Below are 19,103 nucleotides of genomic sequence, written 5' to 3' on the forward strand. Positions count from 1 at the left end.
CCAAAAAGGCAGCATTCAACACAAAACCATAAGAAAAACTCTTTACAGGTTTAACGTGTTTGCTATGATGCGCTCCGCACTTGAGAGATGCGTTGGGAAAAACATCTCTTTAGCCTATCCATTATGAGTTAGGAAAAAACACCCTGGAGGGGTTCCCGAGTGGCCAAAGGGAGCAGACTGTAAATCTGCCGGCACTGCCTTCGATGGTTCGAATCCGTCTCCCTCCACCATATTCTTCTTACCTCTTTTAAGAGTTAAGAGAACAACCTAGTTGATGGGCTTATGGGAAAACATCAATTTAGGCTTACTTTGTGAAAAGTAAGACACACCCTGGAGGGGTTCCCGAGTGGCCAAAGGGAGCAGACTGTAAATCTGCCGGCACTGCCTTCGATGGTTCGAATCCGTCTCCCTCCACCATATTCTTCTTACCTCTATTTAAGAGTTAAGAGAACAACCTGATTGATGGGCTTATGGGAAAACATCAATTTAGGCTTACTTTGTGAAGAGTAAGACACACCCTGGAGGGGTTCCCGAGTGGCCAAAGGGAGCAGACTGTAAATCTGCCGGCACTGCCTTCGATGGTTCGAATCCGTCTCCCTCCACCATATTCTTCTTACCTCTTTCGAGAGTTAAGAGAACAACCTGATTGATGGGCTTATGGGAAAACATCAATTTAGGCTTACTTTGTGAAAAGTAAGACACACCCTGGAGGGGTTCCCGAGTGGCCAAAGGGAGCAGACTGTAAATCTGCCGGCACTGCCTTCGATGGTTCGAATCCGTCTCCCTCCACCATATTCTTCTTACCTCTTTTAAGAGTTAAGAGAACAACCTGATTGATGGGCTTATGGGAAAACATCAATTTAGGCTTACTTTGTGAAAAGTAAGACACACCCTGGAGGGGTTCCCGAGTGGCCAAAGGGAGCAGACTGTAAATCTGCCGGCACTGCCTTCGATGGTTCGAATCCGTCTCCCTCCACCATATTTCTTCTTACCTCTTTTAAGAGTTAAGAGAACAACCTGATTGATGGGCTTATGGGAAAACATCAATTTAGGCTTACTTTGTGAAGAGTAAGACACACCCTGGAGGGGTTCCCGAGTGGCCAAAGGGAGCAGACTGTAAATCTGCCGGCACTGCCTTCGATGGTTCGAATCCGTCTCCCTCCACCATATTCTCCTTAATTGGAAAATCGAAAAGCCAACTCATTGAGTTGGCTTTTTTCGTTTCTGGACGCTTAATAGGTAAGCCCTGCCTTATCAAGGTTAGACTTGAAGCCGCTTCTGTCTTAGTTCAACACTTCAAGCTTCTATCCGTCGATGTCACAACAGGATTGGGTCTCTTGAAGATCACCGAGCGCTCAGTCTCTCCAGACTTCCATATGGCGTTCACATACCAAGTAAGCAGCGTAACCTAAGCAGTTTGTAGATACATACTCCTCACACTCATCCGCTATTTGTTGCTTCTGCTGTAGTGGCATTTCAGGTTCTAGTATCGGATCGAAAAACTCACTCGTCATGATTAACACCTCTATCTTAGTTAGATAGCCTCGATTGAGTATCGACAGAACCGCACATTCTGTCAGCTGAAGGCAGCCGCCCTTCTTAAAATTTACAGTTCCAAACAACCAGACACAAAAAAGCCCCTGCTGATTTCTCAGAAGGGGCTTTCTATTATTTGGCGTCATTCCGAATAACTACATCATATTGATGTTGAGTTAATTGTTGAAATTAACCTTGAATACCAACAATTAACCAAGGCGCATTGTTAGTAGTTAGATCGCGTTCTAAGTGCCAGATATCAGTGATATCTTCTTCGATGCCATCCGCTGTATCACGGTAACGACCACTAAACTGTAGGCTTAGTTGTGCTTTGCTACCATCGTGGTCAGCACGAACGATTTCAGCATCAACGTACATTACGTCTGTGTGCTGATCACCGTCTAGCTTGTTACGCTCAGCTTTTAGGTCTTCAAATAGGCTTGGAGACACGTACTCTTCAATCGTGTTTAGCTCGTTGTGGTTCCATGCACCTTGCAGTGTACGGTAGTGCTCACGAGAGCCGTTGATGAAGGCCGCTTGATCAAAGCCCGGTGGGTAGTTATGTGGAACATCGCTTTGTGCACCAAAACCAAAACCACCAGCAGTGCCTTGTGATTGAGGTTGTGCTTGCTCAAAGTTATGAACATTTGGCTGTTGCTGCTTTGGCTGTTCAAACTTGTTCTGACCCATGCCGCCGAATGCTGGCTGTTGACCACGTGCATTCTGCTGATTCATAGAGCCCTGCTTAGCGCCCAACATTCCTCGTAGGAATTTAAACGCTAGGAAAGCGATCAGACCCATAATCAGAATATCCATAAACTGGATACCTTCAAATGCGCCACCAAAGAACGCCGCTAATAGACCACCAGCAAGTAGACCACCTAGCAGACCGCCCATAAGGCCTTTCTTGCTAGAGTTCGCAGCTGTGTTCTTGCCCGTTTGATCTTGTCGGATCGAATTCGTATTTTGTTGTTTTGGTGCTGGAGCCGTTTTAAAGCTTTTGCCAAATGACTTACCACCACCAAACTTTTTCGCTTCCGCGATTGGCGTCACCGCGACTGTTACCAACAGGATCGCGACTAGTGAGAAAAATCGTTTCATTATTATCCTTTATAGGTTTCTTTATCTTTCGACACCTTAATCATACTCGTTAACAAAGAACAATGAAATATTCACGGTGTTTACACATGTATCATAATATTGCGGCTATTAATTGGTTACTTAATTAGCGGAAGGATTGACGACCATCGGGGACAGCATTAAAATATTGAACAATGTTCATTTACTAGAAGCTAATCATGGCACGCAGAAACGATCACACTCGAGAACAATTAGTTCAGCTGACTTTAAAAACAGTGACTGACTTTTTAGACCAGCACTCTTATCACGAGTTAAGCCTGCGTAAAATTGCGAATATGATTGGTTACGTTCCTAGTACGTTGGTGAATGTATTCGGTAACTACAACCTACTGCTTTTGCACGTTGTTGCTCAAACATTAGATGAACTGGCGTCTGAATCAGCGGCCGCAGTTGAACAATCGAGCAATCCTCAGCAAGCTCTATTCAACCTTGCATACTGCTACCACGACTTTGCACAAAAACACCCTCACCGTTGGCAGCTTATTTTTGAGCACAACATGAATGGTGAAAACCTTCCTGAATGGCAATCGAGTCGTATCGATAAAATGACCGGTATGCTTGAGCAACTTCTAGTCGCTATCGCTCCTGAACATACAGAAAGTGAAGTCGTTAAAGCCAGCCGTGTATTATGGTCTGGAGTACATGGAATTACTCTACTTAGCGTTGATGATAAGTTTTTTGCTTCTGAGCCTATCGATGGTAAAGAACTGATCAATAACCTAGTCTCAAACTACCTAACCAACTGGTAAGCATCCAAGGAAAGAGAATGAACAACAGCAGCCAATCTTCGCTGTTAACGCAAAAAAGGTTTCTACCCTACTTTATTACCCAATTTCTGGGAGCCTTTAATGACAACATATTCAAAAATGTTCTGTTACTGTTTGTTGCTTTCGCAAGCGTAGACACGCTGCCTATCTCCAGTAATTTATTCATAAACTTCGCCGCTGGCCTGTTTATTCTGCCCTTCTTCCTGTTTTCAGCTTTGGCCGGTGTGCTGGCTGATAAATACGAAAAATCTTGGTTTATCCGAAAAGTTAAGCTCCTTGAAGTGGTGATCATGTCACTGGGTGCGATCGGGTTTATCTATGAAAGCTACGGAATATTGCTACTACTGCTGTTTCTGATGGGGACACAAAGTGCCTTCTTTGGCCCAGTGAAGTACGCCCTACTTCCACAGCAACTAGAGACAAAAGAACTCGTTTCTGGCAATGCTCTGGTTGAGACTGGTACATTCCTAGCGATTCTGATTGGTACTCTTGGTGCTGGCATTATTGCTTCAGAAGAAGGCGCTAAGCTTATTGCTGCGGTGTGCATCGTGTCATTCGCGGTTCTTGGTTATGTATCCAGCTGCTTTATTCCTGAAGCGCCCAGTAACGCACCTGATTTGAAAGTGAAGTGGCAGCCAGTAAAGCTGACCCAAGCAACACTTGCGATTGCCAAAAAAGACCGCCCAACTTTCCAAGCGCTGATGTCTATCAGCTGGTTCTGGTTCCTTGGCGCAGCTTACCTCACTCAATTCCCAAACTTCACTAAGCTGCACTTAAATGGCACTGAAAGTTCGGTCGCTTTTTTATTGGCACTGTTCTCGGTAGGCATTGCCATCGGTTCTTTAGCGTGTGACAAGTTATCCAATCACCGAATTGAAATCGGCATCGTGCCAATGGGCAGCTTGGGGATTTCAGTATTTGGCCTATTAATGGCGATATCAATTCCTGAATCGCTGCCTGATTTCGGCTCATTCCACCAATTCGTCACCCACTCAGAACTTTGGCCACTGTTTGCTTACTTGTTACTGCTTGGGATGTCTGGCGGTATCTTTATTGTTCCTCTGTACTCCTTGATGCAGTTACGAGCAAAGCCAGATGAGCGAGCGCAAGTCATTGCCGGACTCAACATCTACAACTCACTGTTCATGGTGGGAAGTGCTGTACTGGGCATCGTTTGCCTGAGTGTGCTTGAGCTTTCCATTCCACAATTGTTTGTGTTGCTGGCGGCGGGTAACACTTTGGTGATGTTCTATCTGTTTTATCAGGTGCCTATCTATGCGTTCCGCTTTTTCACTTGGGTGGTGACTCACACCATGTATCGCGTGAAACATAAGAACCTGCATCACTTGCCTGAGAAAGGCGGCGCACTAATCGTCTGCAATCATGTGAGTTATATGGATGCACTGCTGCTGAGTGCGGTTTGCCCACGTTTGATTCGCTTTGTTATGGAAGAGGATTACGCTAAGTTACCGCCGATTCGACGCTTCTTGAAACGAGCTGGGGTTATTCCAATCTCCGCGACCAATCGTGGTTCTATTCGCAACGCTTTCAAAGAAGTGGAACAAGCGCTTCATGAAGGTCACATCGTGTGTATCTTCCCTGAAGGTAAGCTCACCTCTGATGGTGAAGTAGCAGAGTTCATGCGTGGCATGGAGCTGATTATTAGACGCTCTCCTGTCCCAGTGATTCCAATGGCACTCAAAGGCCTATGGGGCAGTTACTTTAGCCGCTTCAAAGGGCGAGCATGCAAAGGTTTGCCGAGCCGTTTCTGGACTAAGCTAGAGATTGAAGCTGGTGAGCCCATTCCGCCGAAGGAAGCGACGTGCGAGACACTTCGTCAATCGGTTGCTGAGCTCCGTGGATCGCTACGATAACTCGATGAACTCACGCTTTATTACGCCAAATTCATAGCCATGAACAAACGTTCAGTTTTTCTTAACGTTTGTTCAATTCATTTAGACTTACTTATCATTAAGTTAAGCGTATAGTCTTCGCTATGCTGCCATAACCAGAAATGACAAAAACAATATAATGAAAATGAATAAGTCCATTCCATTTTATCTTGCTGCTCTATTTTGCTTAACCCCATGGGTAAGCTCCCCTACTGCACTGGTTATCGGCTTTCTGCTTGCGAGCTTAGGCTTGGTGCCTGAGAACGTAGAGGTTGGCAAATTGACTAAAAAGCTTCTGGCCTACTCAATTGTCGGCTTGGGCTTTGGCATTCAGTTTGAGAAAGCGCTAGCGGTGACTGGTGACGGTATTGGTTTGATCATCACCACTATCATCGGCACGCTGGTTATTGGCTGGTTCTTAGCAAAACGCATGGGGCTAGACCGCACCACGGGTTATCTTATCTCTTCTGGCACCGCTATTTGTGGTGGTAGCGCCATCGCAGCTGTAGCTCCAGCCATCAAAGCAGAAGATGAACAGATTGGTTTGGCGTTGGCTACCGTCTTCGTATTGAACTCAGTGGCGCTGTTCTTATTCCCGATGATTGGCCATGCGCTTGAATTAAGCCAACAGACGTTCGGTACTTGGGCGGCAATCGCGATTCACGATACCTCTTCGGTTGTGGGTGCAGCATCAGCTTATGGTGAGGAAGCACTGACTACAGCGACAACACTTAAGCTAGCGCGTGCACTTTGGATCATCCCAATTGCTTTAGTTAGCGCAATGATCTTCAAGAGCGATCAAAAGAAGATTACCGTTCCCTACTTCATTTTCTTCTACTGTGCGGCTATCGCGGTGAGTGACTTATTACCACAGTTTGAGATGGTGTATCAGGGGATCTTTGATGTGTCTAAGCGTGCGTTGGTTGTGTGTCTGTTCTTGATTGGTTGCGGCATCTCTGTAGAGAAACTGAAAGCGGCCGGACCAAAGCCATTGATGTTTGGTATCTCGATGTGGGTGATGATTTCTACAGGTTCGTTAGCTTGGTTAACCCTCACTTAATCTACCTAAAACTTAGCCGCTCGTAAAAATAGCGAACAACAAAACAAAAAGGCAAAGCTCGTATGGGCTTTGCCTTTATCGTTTGTCATCTATATTGACCAAACTACTATTCAAACAGGGGCTTATCACTCTTCTTGCTCTCTCTTTTCATCAAAACCAATACCACAACTAACACAAACGCGGTGAGCTCAGCTAACGAGCGTGTCAGCCCTGACGATGTTATCGCTTGGCCTATCTGCAGTAATACCGCAATGATGAGCGCAATTTTCATAATAAGACCTTATTCTATAATCCGTTACTTATATGGCTTATTATGATGGATGGTTATAAAGATAATAAATTCTGTTTTGAACTATCTAATTGCTAAATTAACTAACCTAGTTCAACTGCCCTTCTAACCACTTAATAAAGGTTCTGACTTTAGGTCGCTTTTCAGTGCCTAATGGACAAATAAGGTCATACCCTTTGTCAGTCTCCATGCTCGGATAAGGCGTGATCAGCTCGCCTGTTTCTATGTATTGCTTAACAAAGTGATAGCGCCCCATCGCAACACCGATATTGCACAGAGCACTTTTAACGCCCATATCTCGGTGGCTTACACAATAAAACTGCTCGAACAGGTTCACATCCAAATTATTGTGCTTAATCCAGCGCTGCCACACGTCGGAGCCTAACGCATGAATAAAGTTAATCCTATGAAGCGAATCCAAACCATCATCAAAGATTTTGTGTTCTGCGGCATAACTCGGCGTACAAACCGGAATGTACTTTTCACCAAACAGGCGTTGTCGGTGCATGTCTTTAAGATCTTCCGCACCGTAATAGATCGCTATATCAAGGTGGTTTTGGTGAAAGTCTTGTTCCTCTTGCGAGAAGATATTGAGATTAAATTTAGGGTATCTTTTCTTAAAGTCAGCAAGCCTAGGTAACAGCCAGCTATTAGCAAACGCTGGGCTAGTACCAATGTTGATCTGCCCGTAGAGGTCGGTGTTGGTAATATCTTCAATCTCACCAAAAATCGAGCTTAACGACTTAGACAAAGTTCGTTGAAAGCGCTGACCTTCTTCGGTCAACTCAAGCTTGCGTGTGCCTCGTACAAACAAGTTAAAGCCAAGCTCACCTTCTAGTACCTTAATGCGATGACTCACCGCTCCTTGTGTTAAATGAAGCTTTTTAGCAGCCAGCGTAAAGCTCATTTTCTCTGCTGCGACATTAAAGGTATGAAGATTTCTAAGTAAAGACTGATGGTTTGCCATAAGCACTCATGCATTAAAAATTTTAATTCATAGTACTACCCGTTTCGTTTGTTTGCATCAAGAAATAAGTTTCTAATAGCTGCAGTTACTTAAAATACTGCATTGATCAATATTTGGTTGCAAATACTGGTGAGCAGAAACATTAAAAAAATTAATTTTAAAATTTAGGGGCACGTATGAATATACTTGGGTATATGCAAAAAGTAGGTAAGGCATTGATGGTTCCCGTAGCCACACTGCCAGCTGCCGCAATCCTTATGGGTATTGGCTACTGGTTGGATCCTGTTGGATGGGGTTCGGAAAGTATTTTGGCCGCATTCTTGATCAAATCTGGCGGTGCGATCATCGATAACATGGCCGTTCTCTTTGCAGTCGGGGTCGCATTTGGTTTAAGCCGAGACAAGAACGGTTCTGCTGCGCTATCTGGTTTTGTGATGTTCCTTGTCGTTACCACACTACTTGCACCGGGCTCTGTGGCTCAGCTAATCGGTGTCGAGTTAAGTGAAGTACCCGCCGCTTTTGACAAAATCAGTAACCAGTTTGTGGGTATCATCGTTGGTATCATTTCGGCTGAAATCTACAATCGCTTCTCGACCGTTGAGCTGCCTCAAGCTCTCGCATTCTTCAGCGGTAAACGCTTAGTTCCTATCCTGACTTCGGTTGCGGGTATGGCGCTTTCATTTGCTCTGCTTTATATCTGGCCAGCGGTTTACGACGCACTTATCGTCCTTGGTATCAAGCTAGAGAGCATGGGCGCAGTGGGTGCCGGTCTGTTTGGTTTCTTCAACCGTTTGTTCCTATCAGTTGGTATGCACCACGCTCTTTACCCTGTGTTCTGGTTCGACGTTGTCGGTATTAACGACATTCCAAATTTCCTAGGCGGCGCGCAATCTATCGCTAACGGTACGGGCATTCCGGGTAAAACAGGCATGTACCAAGCGGGCTTCTTCCCTATCATGATGTTTGGCCTACCAGCAGCAGCATTGGCGATGTATCACTGTTCTGATGCGAAAAACAAAAACCAAGTATTCGCAATCATGCTTGCGGCAGCTATGGCTTCATTCTTCACTGGTATCACAGAGCCACTAGAATTCAGCTTCATGTTCCTAGCACCCGTGTTGTTCCTACTGCACGCAGTATTAACAGGTCTATCGCTGTACATTGCAGCAAGCATGGAATGGATGGCAGGCTTCGGATTCTCAGCAGGGTTTGTTGACCTGATGCTGTCTAGCCAAAACCCACTAGCGGTTAACTGGTACATGCTACTGGTTCAAGGTGTGGTGTTCTTCGCGCTTTACTACGGTATTTTCCGCTTCGCTATCATCAAGTTCAACCTACGTACTCCAGGTCGTGGTGAAGAGATGGAAACAGAAAGCGAGACTGCATCTCCTGAAGCGTTAGTTAACCTAACTAACAACTACATCGAAGCGATTGGCGGTGCGGACAATATCCTTGAAGTTGATAACTGCATCACTCGCCTACGCCTGACAGTAAAAGACTCATCAATCGCCGACAGTGACAAACTGAAGAAACTAGGGGCAGCAGGTGTGGTTCCGGTGGGTAAAGGTGGGCTACAGGTTATCATCGGTTTAGGAAAAGTTGATAAGGTCGCAGAACAAATGAAAAAGGCACTCGCTTAAAACGACACCTTTAATGACAAGATAAAGTACTAAGAATTTGTGATGGCTTCACCACCATCACAACCCCCTGAAGCGCAATTACGACTAGTCACCGTGTATTGCGCTTCGTTTTATTTAGAACGAACCTCTTGTAACCACTGCGCTAATCCCGCTCTAGATACCTTAATACCCTGTTGGTCTTGCTCTGGCATGCGGTAGTACTCAATAGGAAACTTAAATCGCTCTAGGCTTCCTTGTAGCAGCTCTGCAAACCACTCGCTGGTTGGCACTTCATCACAGTCCACAATAGCAACTGGCCTAAAACCAAATTCGCTGTCTTCAACGGGTACGATAAAGGCTTGCTTAACCTCGGGCAGCTGATTGAGTGCACGCTCAATTTCTTCACAGTGAATGTTCTCACCGCCAGAAATAAATTGATTGTCGGCTCTGCCAATAATCGACACTTGCTCGCCATCCCACAAACCAAGATCTTTACTGTCAAACCAACCGTGCTCGTCCACCAATGGCGTTAATTGACCTTGATAGTAATAACCGGAAGCGAGGGTATCTCCTCCAATGTAGATGCGTTGGTTTTCAATTTTCAATTGACGATGATTAAGCACGAAACCAGCAGTGCTGCTTGCATCAACCGGTTTTGCAGTCACCGTTGAGGCCGCTTCTGTCATGCCGTAGCCAAGCCAAGTCTCGATCCCCATTTGCTGAGCTTCAAGACCAAGCGCTTCTGGAATATGACTTCCACCTAACAGCACATAAGTTAAAGTAAGTGCTTGCTTACCCTTTAATAACCTATGCAGTTGCGTAGCGACCAACGAAGCATGGCTACAGCCTTCGATGTCTGATTCAAGCTTACCAGAGCCTATTTTGATGCATCCACCAGCAGCCAGCCAACGATGAATAATTGCCAACCCTGACACATGGTACATAGGCAAGCTAAGCAGCCAAGTATCCGTAGCTTTAAATTGAAATTCATCCAACAATCCAACGGCAGAACATAGGTGTTGATCAAGTGTATGAGCCACTGCTTTCGGGTTTCCGGTAGATCCCGAAGTAAATACGATGCTTGCAAGGTTTTGAGGATTGAAACTAGAAGAATCTAAAGTTGCTATAGGCTTTTCATTACCATCTAGATCATTCAAACAAGGCAAGGAAAGTAGCTGGGTATTGAGGTCTGCAACGTCAGACAGATCTAATCCGCCACTTTCTAACAACCATAGATAACGTCTATCTGATGGGCTATACAGCGATTCAAGCTTTTGCATTAAACGAGCGGCAGGCTGAGGCATAGTAAACGCACAAACCACACCCAAATTAAGCGCCGCAAGATAAACGGGAATAACTTCAGCTTGGTTCTTACCAACAATGGTCAGCACATCGCCTTCTGAAAGGCCCTGAGCAGATAGCCGTTGTTGGTACTCACTCACTAACGCTGAAACTTGCATCCAAGTATAAATGCAATTATGAGTGACTAACGCTGTTTGATGTGGGTTCTGCTGCGCCCACTGTACCCAGAGCGGGTGATGATTAGATTGTGGGCGCATCATAAGATAACCAAGTTATAGATTGAAAACTGACTAAGCCAACCGAACAGTCAGCTTAAGAAGACCAAATCAGTTGTTGCTGCTCAAGAGTCGCAACAGGAAGTTGGCAGCCTGGCCATGACACTTCTAGCTGTTGTTGATACAAGCCAATTGTATCAAGCCCCGGAACTTCATTAGGTAAGTATTGCTGTGCAAATCGCGCAATCTGAGTTAAACCAAAGCTCGACTCGATGCTTGAACTTAAAACGGGCTTAATACCAAGTTGTTGTGCGCGTTCAATGATTGCCACACAACGCTCTACCGAGCCAATCAAGGTTGGTTTAATCACAACCGCTTTAACACCAGTCAGATCGCTGAGATCAAACTCAGGGCTTCTTACTGCTTCTTGCAAGGTTTCATCCCACGCAATCGCAACGCCGTGATCGATGGCAAATGCCAAACTGTCTTCTGGTTTTTGGCAAGGCTCTTCAATAAAACTAATACGCTGACGAAGTGACGGCGAGATGTACTTGATGAATTGCTTCGCTTTTTCTGGTTTCCACGCGCGGTTAGCATCAAGTCTTAGCGTTAAATCAGGAATCGATTCAAGGAATAAGCTCACCAATATGCCATCACGAATCGCTTCATAAAGGCCAACTTTTACTTTAGCGACTTTCTCACCTTCCATCTCATTAAGCACAGGAATAAGTTCATCAGGGTCACCGGTACACAAAGGTGCAGCTCGGTAGTTACCTTCCGCGTTGAGTCCGCCTCGCAGCTCCATCAATGCCATTGAAAAGCCAAACGCCACTGAGGGATATAACTCATCGAATGAGGTGTGAGGTTTGTTGTGACTCCAAAGCTCTAGCTCGTTTTGCAACTGAATACCGGCTTGCTCAGCATCTTCTTGGCTAAATCCCGGTAGAGGTGCAACTTCACCAAAACCAGTTTTTCCATCACACTCAAGTTGGATTATGTAGCCAACACGCTCGTTCAGCTTATTATCGCGCAGCACCACACCGCTATCCATAGGTAATTGATAACGGTAGAGTTTAGCGTGACGCTGGGAATTCATTGAATTCATAAGATTTCCTAAAAAACGGGAACATCAAAAAAAACGAGCCGCTATTTAGCGACTCATTTTGAAGAGGATAAAGCTATGGGTTACGCGGGAATTTGTCGAAATCAGGTCGACGTTTCTCGTTAAACGCATTGCGGCCTTCTTGGCCTTCCTCTGTCATGTAGAACATCATGGTGGCGTTACCCGCCAACTCTTGAAGACCGGCTTGGCCATCACAGTCAGCATTGAGTGCCGCTTTCAAGCAACGCAGCGCCATTGGGCTGTGTTGAAGCACTTCACGACACCAACGAACCGTTTCTTTTTCTAGATCAGCAACAGGTACGACTGTGTTTACTAGGCCCATGTCCAATGCTTCCTGAGCATCGTAGAAACGACATAAGAACCAGATTTCACGCGCTTTCTTTTGGCCAACGATACGAGCCATGTAAGAAGCGCCCCAGCCACCATCGAATGAACCCACTTTAGGACCAGTCTGGCCGAATTGTGCATTTTCAGCAGCAATAGTAAGGTCTGCCATCATATGAAGAACATGACCGCCACCCACAGCCCAGCCAGATACCGCTGCGATAACTGGTTTTGGACAAGTACGAATTTGACGTTGGAAATCAAGTACGTTCAAGTGGTGTGTACCTGAATCATCTTGATAGCCGCCGTAGTCACCACGGATACTTTGGTCACCACCAGAACAGAACGCCTTCTCACCAAGACCCGTCAAAATGATTACGCCAACTTTCTCGTCATAACGAGCATCAGCCAGTGCATTGATCATCTCTTTTACGGTTTGTGGACGGAACGCATTGTGTACTTGAGGACGAGCAATCGTGATTTTCGCAATACCGTCGTCAGACTTGTGGTACTGAATATCTTCAAATTGACTGCTTTCATCGCGCCAGTTAACGGCTGCGTAAAGTTCTTCTTCTGTGATGCCTACTGTTTTAGCCATGGTGATTCCCATTGTTCTATTAGAGACCACGACTAACGAATAGTCGTGACGATGTTGCTCTGCTTTTGATAGTGCTTGATACGAGAGAACCGCTCAGTCAGATTAACGACGACTGGCGATACATTGGATGATCAGGTTGGAAAACAACTCTGGTTGTTCGAAATGAACATTATGACCAGCGTAATCGACCTGACTATACTCAAAGCCACTATTCTCAGCTAGCTCCATGAATTTACGATCTTTTTCACCACACACATAATACAATTGATGCTCATGAGATTTCAATGTGGCACGTAAATCCGGTTGCTTAGCTAACGAAGTAGATAACAACATATTTGCTACGGATACTCCAAGGTTACCACTACGCTTTATGACCAAAGTTTGTCTTTGCTCATGATTTAGTGAAGAAAAGACGCTTTGTTGATACCAATCGTCTAAAACATCTTCAATCGACTGCTGCGCGAAGCGAACGGCCCATTGCGTATCATGGACTAACCTTTGTGCTCTTTCTTCATCACACTCCAAGCCAAAGTTGCCACCTTCGATGATGACTTTCACTAGGTTAAGTGTTTCAAAGCAAGGGCTTGTTACCCCATACATGGCAAGTCTTCCACCCATCGAATAGCCAATCATCACGATAGGATAATCGGCAGGAAGATCGTTGAGAGCCAGCTGAGATGTGATGCACTGAACTATCTTGGTACAGCAATGATCAAAACCTACAGGATCGATAAAGCGACTTTGTCCGTGTCCGGGCAGATCTATGCAAAGACGAGGAAAGTCCTCGAGGAAGGGGTGACATGCACTCCAATCATCCCCGCTTCCGAGTAAACCATGTAAAAAAACAAGCAAAGGTTTGTCAGAAGATTCTTGTACTGCTGGGTAATAATTGGAGTAAAGCATGTAAAGTCCTTAGGCTAATGCCTCGGTGAGCATTGAGCTGAATTGCTTCAGCAAAGTAGACGCTTGTTCGGGAGGCGTCTTAACTTCTACGAGCAAGGTACCCTGACCTTGTTCGAAATGTTGTTCGATGAGCGTTTGATAGCAATTCAAGGTTTCTGGCGCCGCATAACCAAGCTGGAATTGCGCAGCAGCATGTTCAAAATTGAAACCGTGAGGCATCTGGTATAGAGATTGTTTTTGTTGCTCAGGAACCGGCAACAAATCAAAGATTGCCCCGCCATCGTTATTGGTGACCACAATAACCATTGGCGTTGTGTTATGAGTGAGCAGCGCCAGTGAATTGAGGTCATACAACAAAGAGGTATCACCAATCAGCATCATCAAAGGATTCTGGTTGGCTTTTATCACGCCCGCAGCCGTTGCCACCAAGCCATCAATGCCCGATGCACCTCGGTTGCTGTACACTTGAGTCGCAGATATTGATGACAACATATCCACCAGCCTTACCATCAAGCTATTTCCCACAAACAGCTCTCTGCCCTTAAGTCTAGACGACAAGTCAACGGCAACGCTCAACTCTGTCAGTTGGTCGTTATTGGAGATTTGCGCTAACGCTAACTGCTGAACCGTATTCGCAACTTCCACTAAAGGCGTCGCCCAACCAGTATGTTCACCCAACAAGCTTGGTAAATGCTGCTCTGATAGCCATTGTTCGATGTTTGCGACGATATGAGTTTGAGGCAGATGGTCTTGATTAATACGGTGCGAATCTGGTGAAACCACAACGTATTGCAATGAGTTAAACAGAGCCGCTTGCGCCTTTATCCATTGGTTAAGGCGCTTAGAAACGATACGCTCGCCAAACTGAAGGATAAAATCACATTGGCGAAGCTGCGCTTTGACTGCATCACTTTGCATCCATAAATCATAGTGTTGCCAATCACTGTTAACACCTGATTGAGGGTCACAGAAGATAGGCCAGCCAAGAGCAGAAGCAAACTGCTTGGCTTTGGTTGCGGCTTCGTTATCGATAGAGCCAATAATCACCGCCCCTTTTCGTGCGACATAATCACTCGGCGCAACAGGCTGCACATTCAAATGATTGGCTAGATATGTATTGGAATAAAGGCTTGTTGATGCTCTCCACCCTGCCACACTCTTGGTGTAATCCGCATACATATCAGCGCTGCTGGCTGAATAAAGTGGCTCGGGGAACGGGCAGTTGATGTGAATAGCTCCGCCAACACTGTGTTGTTTCGCAAGTGCGTTATCAACCGATGTCAGAAGCCAATTCAAAGAAACTTGAGTTGTTGGGCTTGGAAGGTTTAGAGCCGTTTCAACATGGGAAGAAAAGATACCCTGCTGCTGAATCGCTTGGTTAGCGCCACAATCGACTAAATCGATAGGTCGATCAGAGGTCAGTAAAATCAGCTTCTCTCGTGTTAAACCAGACTCAGCGGTCGCTGGCAGAAGGTTAGCCACCGCAGTCCCCGAAGTCACAATAACCGCAACAGGCTTGTTGCTCGCCTTCGCCAAACCTAAAGCAAGAAAGCCAAGCCCACGCTCATCAAAGTGCGTGTGTAAAGTTAGCTTAGAGTTAGCTTCAGCTTCGAGTGTTAATGGTGTTGAGCGCGAGCCCGGTGCGATGCAAACATGTTCAACACCGGCGCGTGCAAGCTCTTCAAGTAATGTGTTACACCAAACTCTGTTTAATACAGCTTGGTCGTGATTCATGATGCCACACCCAATGGTGGGTGATCAGAAATCAGGCTAAGCAAGGTCGACATCTTCTTGTTCAGTTCTTGCCACTCATGTTCAGCTACCGATCCAGGCACGATCCCCGCGCCCGCAAACAGTTGTACTTGATCGTTTACAACTAATGCACTTCGAATTGCCACACAGAACTCCGCACGTTGATGGCTAATATAGCCTACTGAACCTGCATACCATCCTCTCGCAAACGGTTCGTGTTCCAGAATGAAGTCCATCGCCTCTTTACGCGGTAACCCAGCAACAGCTGCGGTTGGCTGCAAAGCAGCTAGCAACTGGACACCGTTAACACCGTTATTAAGCTGTGCGTGAATATTACGCTTGAGATGCTGCACCTTACGCAGACGCACTAGACGCGCTTCTTTCTCTACGTGTACCGATTGGGAATGAGGAGTCAGACGCTCAATGATGTCATCAACCACATATTGATTCTCATTGAGGTTTTTAGTGTCTTGTGAAAGCCAGTTCGCTAGCTCCATGTCTTCGGTAGCGTTTTCTCCGCGACCGATGGTTCCAGCAAGTGCTTCGGTGTCGAGCTCAGTGCCATGACGGCTATATAAGCGCTCTGGCGTTGAACCAATAAAGCTGTGTTTAGAATCCAACACCAACATAAAGTGAAAGCTGTGGTGGTTTTGCAGATAGCTAGCCTTGAGGAGTTGAGCCGCACAAATAGGCGCATCTAGCTGAAGCGTGGTTTTACGCGCTAAAACGACCTTCTTGTACTCTTCGTCGCTAATACCTTTCAGAACTTTCTCAACTAAACCGCCCCACTGTTCTCTTTCTGGAACGTGGTTAATCTCTTCGATATGAGCAGATAACGGCGCCAATATCGCCGCTTCAACAGAAAGCTTATTTAAGGCATTTATAGAAGCAACGCGATCAGGAGACAAGTTAACGGCCAACGACCAAGTATTGTCAAAGCGGATTAATTCAACCTGAGGAAGGAAGAAAAACGATTCCATGCAACGGCGATTCTTTGCAGTGTGCCCGTCAAATGAGCGCCCCCCCCAAATGCGTTGGTCTTCACCTAAAATCGCATACGCGGGTGCTGGGTCTGAAAATGTATGTAACTGCCCGAGCGCAACAACCTCTTCACGAGTGTCGCGTGACTGCCAGTAGAACTTAGGAAAGAGCGGTTGGGCATGAAGCCATTCAATAAATGCAAACGATGGTTTTTGCGTTAGAACTTCAACACAACGAACTTCGCTTGCTTGGGCATTTTGTACTCGCTCAATCAAGGCGGAGATAGTTTGCTGGAAATGTGACAAATCGACCTCGTTCACATCTAAATTGTTATTATATTAGTTTGATACTTTAAGGAGAGCACCCACTTAGATCAAGAATGTACTGTATCTTTTCAACATTCCTGTGATTTTAAGCGATCCTCCCCCTTTATTCATCTTAGCCAATAACCAAGAAAGCGATTAATTAAAATTTAGAAAACAGTGACAACAAAACGACCAAACGTGACACTGAAATGCGACATTCATCAGATTTTTATTCTATCAAACGTCATTTTGCGGTACTTTAATAAAGTATTTAAATTAATTTCAGGAAATCGGCAATGCAAAATATCGGGATGTCGTCAAAACTCAACAGCGTATGCTACGAAATCAGGGGGCCTGTACTCAAACATGCTAAGCGCATGGAAGAAGAAGGGCATAAAATACTAAAGCTTAATATTGGTAACCCCGCCCCATTTGGTTTTGACGCCCCTGATGAAATCCTTGTTGACGTAATACGTAACCTACCGACATCTCAAGGTTACTGCGACTCAAAAGGCATCTACTCAGCCCGTAAAGCGGTTGTTCAACACTACCAGAAAAAAGGCCTACGTAACCTTGACGTAGAAGACGTTTACATCGGTAACGGTGCGTCTGAGCTTATCGTTATGTCTATGCAGGCGCTACTGGATAATGGTGATGAAATCTTAGTTCCCGCTCCAGACTACCCACTATGGACAGCTTCAGTGGCACTTTCTGGCGGTACTCCGGTTCACTATATGTGTGATGAAGATGCCGACTGGTACCCAGACCTTGATGATATGCGCGCGAAGATCTCTCCAAAGACGCGCGGCATCGTTCTTATCAACCCGAACAACCCAACAGGTGCGGTTTACAGCCGTGATTTCCTACTGCAAGTTGTCGAAATTGCCCGTGAGCACGGCCTAATCATCTTTGCTGACGAAATCTACGATAAAGTACTTTACGACGGTGCAGTACATACATCTGTCGCAACGCTTGCCGAAGATGTACTAATGGTCACGTTCAACGGTCTGTCTAAAGCTTATCGTGTATGTGGTTTCCGTGGTGGTTGGATGTTCTTAACGGGTCCTAAACACCTAGCAAAAGGTTATGTCGAAGGACTAGAGATGCTTGCCTCGATGCGTTTGTGTGCCAACGTACCAATGCAGCACGCTATCCAAACGGCATTAGGCGGCTATCAAAGTATCAATGAGTTGATTCTTCCTGGTGGTCGACTGCTTGAGCAACGCGACCGCGCATGGGAATTGATTAACAAGATCCCTGGCGTTTCTTGTGTGAAACCAAAAGGCGCAATGTACCTGTTCCCTAAGATCGACACCAAGATGTACAACATCAAAGACGATCAGAAGTTCGTACTCGACTTCCTGAAACAAGAGAAAGTGTTATTGGTTCAAGGCACTGGCTTCAACTGGCCTAAGCCTGACCACTTCCGTATTGTGACTTTGCCACATATTGAAGATCTTGAAGTAGCGATTGGTCGCCTAGAGCGCTTCTTGCAAACTTACAGCCAAGACGATCTTATCGACGCTAAATAAACACAACGAAAGGTGGCTACAATTTGCTGTTTTAAAAGACTTTAACTTGTATTCATTCACTTCTATGCTTAAAAGGCTCCTGTTTAGGAGCCTTTTTTGTATCCGCTGTCTCGTGCAGTTTGTGGTAAACACAAGGTACGAGTGGAGCACTCTCTAGGTAGGACATTTATGAAACAGAGCCATTTCTTCGCCCATCTCGCACGCATGAAGCTTATCCAGCGCTGGCCTTTGATGCGCTCAGTCTCAAGCGAAAACATTTCAGAACACAGCCTACAGGTCGCTTTCGTCGCGCACGCCTTGGCACTTATCAAAAACAAGAAATTTGATGGTAAACTCAACCCAGAACACATTGCCCTGCTCGGTATGTACCATGACACCAGTGAGGTACTGACTGGGGACTTGCCAACCCCCGTCAAATACTACAACCCAGACATCGCCCAAGAGTATAAAAAGATAGAGGCCGCAGCAGAGCAAAGACTGCTTTCGATGCTGCCAGAAGAGTTTCAAGACGACTTCGCGCCCTTCTTAATTTCAGGAACAGCCAGTAAAGAAGAACAAAGCATCGTAAAACAGGCCGACACCATCTGTGCTTATCTCAAATGTTTGGAGGAACTCAGTGCGGGTAACCATGAGTATGAGCAAGCCAAGCGCCGACTGGAAGAGACACTCGAACAGCGTAAAAGCCCAGAAATGGACTACTTTCTCACCACATTTGCGCCAAGCTTTGAATTATCACTAGACGAGATAAGCTAGCTGGGTATAAGTTGTTTTTAATTAGCCAAATAAAATCAATTTGAT

The 19,103-nt window shown here is 45.6% G+C and carries 16 protein-coding genes and 6 tRNA genes; 12 read left to right on the plus strand and 10 right to left on the minus strand.

The window, feature by feature from the left end:
* The first annotated feature begins 145 nt into the window (after positions 1-145).
* From L1D22_RS00810 to L1D22_RS00835, 6 genes are all read left to right on the plus strand, one after another.
* Positions 146-230, plus strand: a tRNA-Tyr gene (locus L1D22_RS00810).
* 102 nt (positions 231-332) lie between these two features.
* Positions 333-417 (plus strand) — tRNA-Tyr (locus L1D22_RS00815).
* A gap of 103 nt (positions 418-520) precedes the next feature.
* Positions 521-605: transfer RNA gene (locus L1D22_RS00820), tRNA-Tyr, on the plus strand.
* 102 nt (positions 606-707) lie between these two features.
* Positions 708-792 (plus strand) — tRNA-Tyr (locus L1D22_RS00825).
* A gap of 102 nt (positions 793-894) precedes the next feature.
* Positions 895-979: transfer RNA gene (locus L1D22_RS00830), tRNA-Tyr, on the plus strand.
* 103 nt (positions 980-1,082) lie between these two features.
* Positions 1,083-1,167, plus strand: a tRNA-Tyr gene (locus tag L1D22_RS00835).
* Between the two features lie 188 nt (positions 1,168-1,355).
* On the opposite strand, the gene L1D22_RS00840 is transcribed toward L1D22_RS00835, so the two are convergent.
* Both L1D22_RS00840 and L1D22_RS00845 read right to left on the minus strand, forming a co-directional pair.
* Positions 1,356-1,514, minus strand: a complete 159-nt coding sequence (locus L1D22_RS00840) for a hypothetical protein (RefSeq protein ID WP_239828400.1) — start codon at positions 1,512-1,514, stop codon at positions 1,356-1,358.
* Positions 1,515-1,725: 211 nt separating this feature from the next.
* Entirely contained in the window at positions 1,726-2,637 is a 912-nt protein-coding gene (locus L1D22_RS00845; protein ID WP_239828401.1) for a TIM44-like domain-containing protein, read from the minus strand.
* A gap of 197 nt (positions 2,638-2,834) precedes the next feature.
* On the opposite strand from L1D22_RS00845, the gene L1D22_RS00850 reads away from it, so the two are divergent.
* The 3 genes from L1D22_RS00850 to L1D22_RS00860 all read left to right on the plus strand — a co-directional run bounded on the left by L1D22_RS00850 (position 2,835) and on the right by L1D22_RS00860 (position 6,395).
* Positions 2,835-3,425 carry a TetR-like C-terminal domain-containing protein gene (locus L1D22_RS00850; RefSeq protein ID WP_239828402.1) on the plus strand — a complete coding sequence of 197 codons (591 nt, stop codon included), beginning with the start codon at positions 2,835-2,837 and terminating at the stop codon, positions 3,423-3,425.
* 17 nt (positions 3,426-3,442) lie between these two features.
* Complete coding sequence (locus L1D22_RS00855; RefSeq protein WP_239828403.1) at positions 3,443-5,317, plus strand: MFS transporter; 1,875 nt, start codon at positions 3,443-3,445, stop codon at positions 5,315-5,317.
* Positions 5,318-5,474: 157 nt separating this feature from the next.
* Entirely contained in the window at positions 5,475-6,395 is a 921-nt protein-coding gene (locus L1D22_RS00860; protein WP_239828404.1) for a putative sulfate exporter family transporter, read from the plus strand.
* A gap of 106 nt (positions 6,396-6,501) precedes the next feature.
* On the opposite strand, the gene L1D22_RS00865 is transcribed toward L1D22_RS00860, so the two are convergent.
* A complete protein-coding gene (locus tag L1D22_RS00865) occupies positions 6,502-6,666 on the minus strand; it encodes a hypothetical protein (protein ID WP_008220662.1) in 165 nt (54 codons plus the stop codon).
* Positions 6,667-6,772: 106 nt separating this feature from the next.
* Entirely contained in the window at positions 6,773-7,651 is an 879-nt protein-coding gene (locus tag L1D22_RS00870; protein ID WP_239828405.1) for a LysR substrate-binding domain-containing protein, read from the minus strand.
* 194 nt (positions 7,652-7,845) lie between these two features.
* On the opposite strand from L1D22_RS00870, the gene nagE reads away from it, so the two are divergent.
* Entirely contained in the window at positions 7,846-9,291 is a 1,446-nt protein-coding gene (nagE, locus tag L1D22_RS00875; RefSeq protein WP_239828606.1) for an N-acetylglucosamine-specific PTS transporter subunit IIBC, read from the plus strand.
* 110 nt (positions 9,292-9,401) lie between these two features.
* On the opposite strand, the gene menE is transcribed toward nagE, so the two are convergent.
* From menE to L1D22_RS00905, 6 genes are all read right to left on the minus strand, one after another.
* Positions 9,402-10,832, minus strand: a complete 1,431-nt coding sequence (menE, locus tag L1D22_RS00880) for an o-succinylbenzoate--CoA ligase (protein ID WP_239828406.1) — start codon at positions 10,830-10,832, stop codon at positions 9,402-9,404.
* 52 nt (positions 10,833-10,884) lie between these two features.
* Entirely contained in the window at positions 10,885-11,892 is a 1,008-nt protein-coding gene (gene menC, locus L1D22_RS00885; protein WP_239828407.1) for an o-succinylbenzoate synthase, read from the minus strand.
* 73 nt (positions 11,893-11,965) lie between these two features.
* Positions 11,966-12,832: a 1,4-dihydroxy-2-naphthoyl-CoA synthase gene (gene menB / locus L1D22_RS00890; protein WP_010439547.1), complete on the minus strand. Its 867-nt coding sequence runs from the start codon at positions 12,830-12,832 to the stop codon at positions 11,966-11,968.
* 102 nt (positions 12,833-12,934) lie between these two features.
* On the minus strand, positions 12,935-13,735 hold the full coding sequence (menH, locus tag L1D22_RS00895) for a 2-succinyl-6-hydroxy-2,4-cyclohexadiene-1-carboxylate synthase (RefSeq protein ID WP_239828408.1): 801 nt from the start codon (positions 13,733-13,735) through the stop codon (positions 12,935-12,937).
* 9 nt (positions 13,736-13,744) lie between these two features.
* Positions 13,745-15,469 (minus strand): 2-succinyl-5-enolpyruvyl-6-hydroxy-3-cyclohexene-1-carboxylic-acid synthase, encoded by a 1,725-nt coding sequence (menD, locus tag L1D22_RS00900; protein ID WP_239828409.1) that lies wholly within the window; start codon positions 15,467-15,469, stop codon positions 13,745-13,747.
* Positions 15,466-16,773: an isochorismate synthase MenF gene (locus tag L1D22_RS00905; protein ID WP_132762544.1), complete on the minus strand. Its 1,308-nt coding sequence runs from the start codon at positions 16,771-16,773 to the stop codon at positions 15,466-15,468. The genes menD and L1D22_RS00905 overlap by 4 nt, the downstream gene beginning before the upstream one ends.
* Before the next feature lie 296 nt (positions 16,774-17,069).
* Between L1D22_RS00905 and L1D22_RS00910 the strand changes: the two genes are divergently transcribed.
* Both L1D22_RS00910 and yfbR read left to right on the plus strand, forming a co-directional pair.
* Positions 17,070-18,305 carry a pyridoxal phosphate-dependent aminotransferase gene (locus L1D22_RS00910; RefSeq protein ID WP_107899290.1) on the plus strand — a complete coding sequence of 412 codons (1,236 nt, stop codon included), beginning with the start codon at positions 17,070-17,072 and terminating at the stop codon, positions 18,303-18,305.
* A gap of 168 nt (positions 18,306-18,473) precedes the next feature.
* Positions 18,474-19,058: a 5'-deoxynucleotidase gene (gene yfbR, locus L1D22_RS00915; RefSeq protein ID WP_017631686.1), complete on the plus strand. Its 585-nt coding sequence runs from the start codon at positions 18,474-18,476 to the stop codon at positions 19,056-19,058.
* The last annotated feature ends 45 nt before the right edge of the window (positions 19,059-19,103 follow it).

This window comes from Vibrio sp. Isolate34 (genome assembly GCF_022397915.1).
Classification (GTDB): domain Bacteria; phylum Pseudomonadota; class Gammaproteobacteria; order Enterobacterales; family Vibrionaceae; genus Vibrio.

Excerpts from the sequence above, each read along its gene's own strand:
- yfbR (WP_017631686.1), top strand. The coding sequence starts at position 18,474 with ATGAAACAGAGCCATTTCTTCGCCCATCTCGCACGCATGAAGCTTATC.
- L1D22_RS00855 (WP_239828403.1), top strand. The coding sequence starts at position 3,443 with ATGAACAACAGCAGCCAATCTTCGCTGTTAACGCAAAAAAGGTTTCTA.
- menC (WP_239828407.1), bottom strand. The coding sequence starts at position 11,892 with ATGAATTCAATGAATTCCCAGCGTCACGCTAAACTCTACCGTTATCAA.
- menH (WP_239828408.1), bottom strand. The coding sequence starts at position 13,735 with ATGCTTTACTCCAATTATTACCCAGCAGTACAAGAATCTTCTGACAAA.
- L1D22_RS00870 (WP_239828405.1), bottom strand. The coding sequence starts at position 7,651 with ATGGCAAACCATCAGTCTTTACTTAGAAATCTTCATACCTTTAATGTC.
- menD (WP_239828409.1), bottom strand. The coding sequence starts at position 15,469 with ATGAATCACGACCAAGCTGTATTAAACAGAGTTTGGTGTAACACATTA.
- menB (WP_010439547.1), bottom strand. The coding sequence starts at position 12,832 with ATGGCTAAAACAGTAGGCATCACAGAAGAAGAACTTTACGCAGCCGTT.
- L1D22_RS00840 (WP_239828400.1), bottom strand. The coding sequence starts at position 1,514 with ATGACGAGTGAGTTTTTCGATCCGATACTAGAACCTGAAATGCCACTA.
- L1D22_RS00910 (WP_107899290.1), top strand. The coding sequence starts at position 17,070 with ATGCAAAATATCGGGATGTCGTCAAAACTCAACAGCGTATGCTACGAA.
- L1D22_RS00850 (WP_239828402.1), top strand. The coding sequence starts at position 2,835 with ATGGCACGCAGAAACGATCACACTCGAGAACAATTAGTTCAGCTGACT.
- L1D22_RS00845 (WP_239828401.1), bottom strand. The coding sequence starts at position 2,637 with ATGAAACGATTTTTCTCACTAGTCGCGATCCTGTTGGTAACAGTCGCG.
- L1D22_RS00860 (WP_239828404.1), top strand. The coding sequence starts at position 5,475 with ATGAAAATGAATAAGTCCATTCCATTTTATCTTGCTGCTCTATTTTGC.
- menE (WP_239828406.1), bottom strand. The coding sequence starts at position 10,832 with ATGATGCGCCCACAATCTAATCATCACCCGCTCTGGGTACAGTGGGCG.
- L1D22_RS00865 (WP_008220662.1), bottom strand. The coding sequence starts at position 6,666 with ATGAAAATTGCGCTCATCATTGCGGTATTACTGCAGATAGGCCAAGCG.
- nagE (WP_239828606.1), top strand. The coding sequence starts at position 7,846 with ATGCAAAAAGTAGGTAAGGCATTGATGGTTCCCGTAGCCACACTGCCA.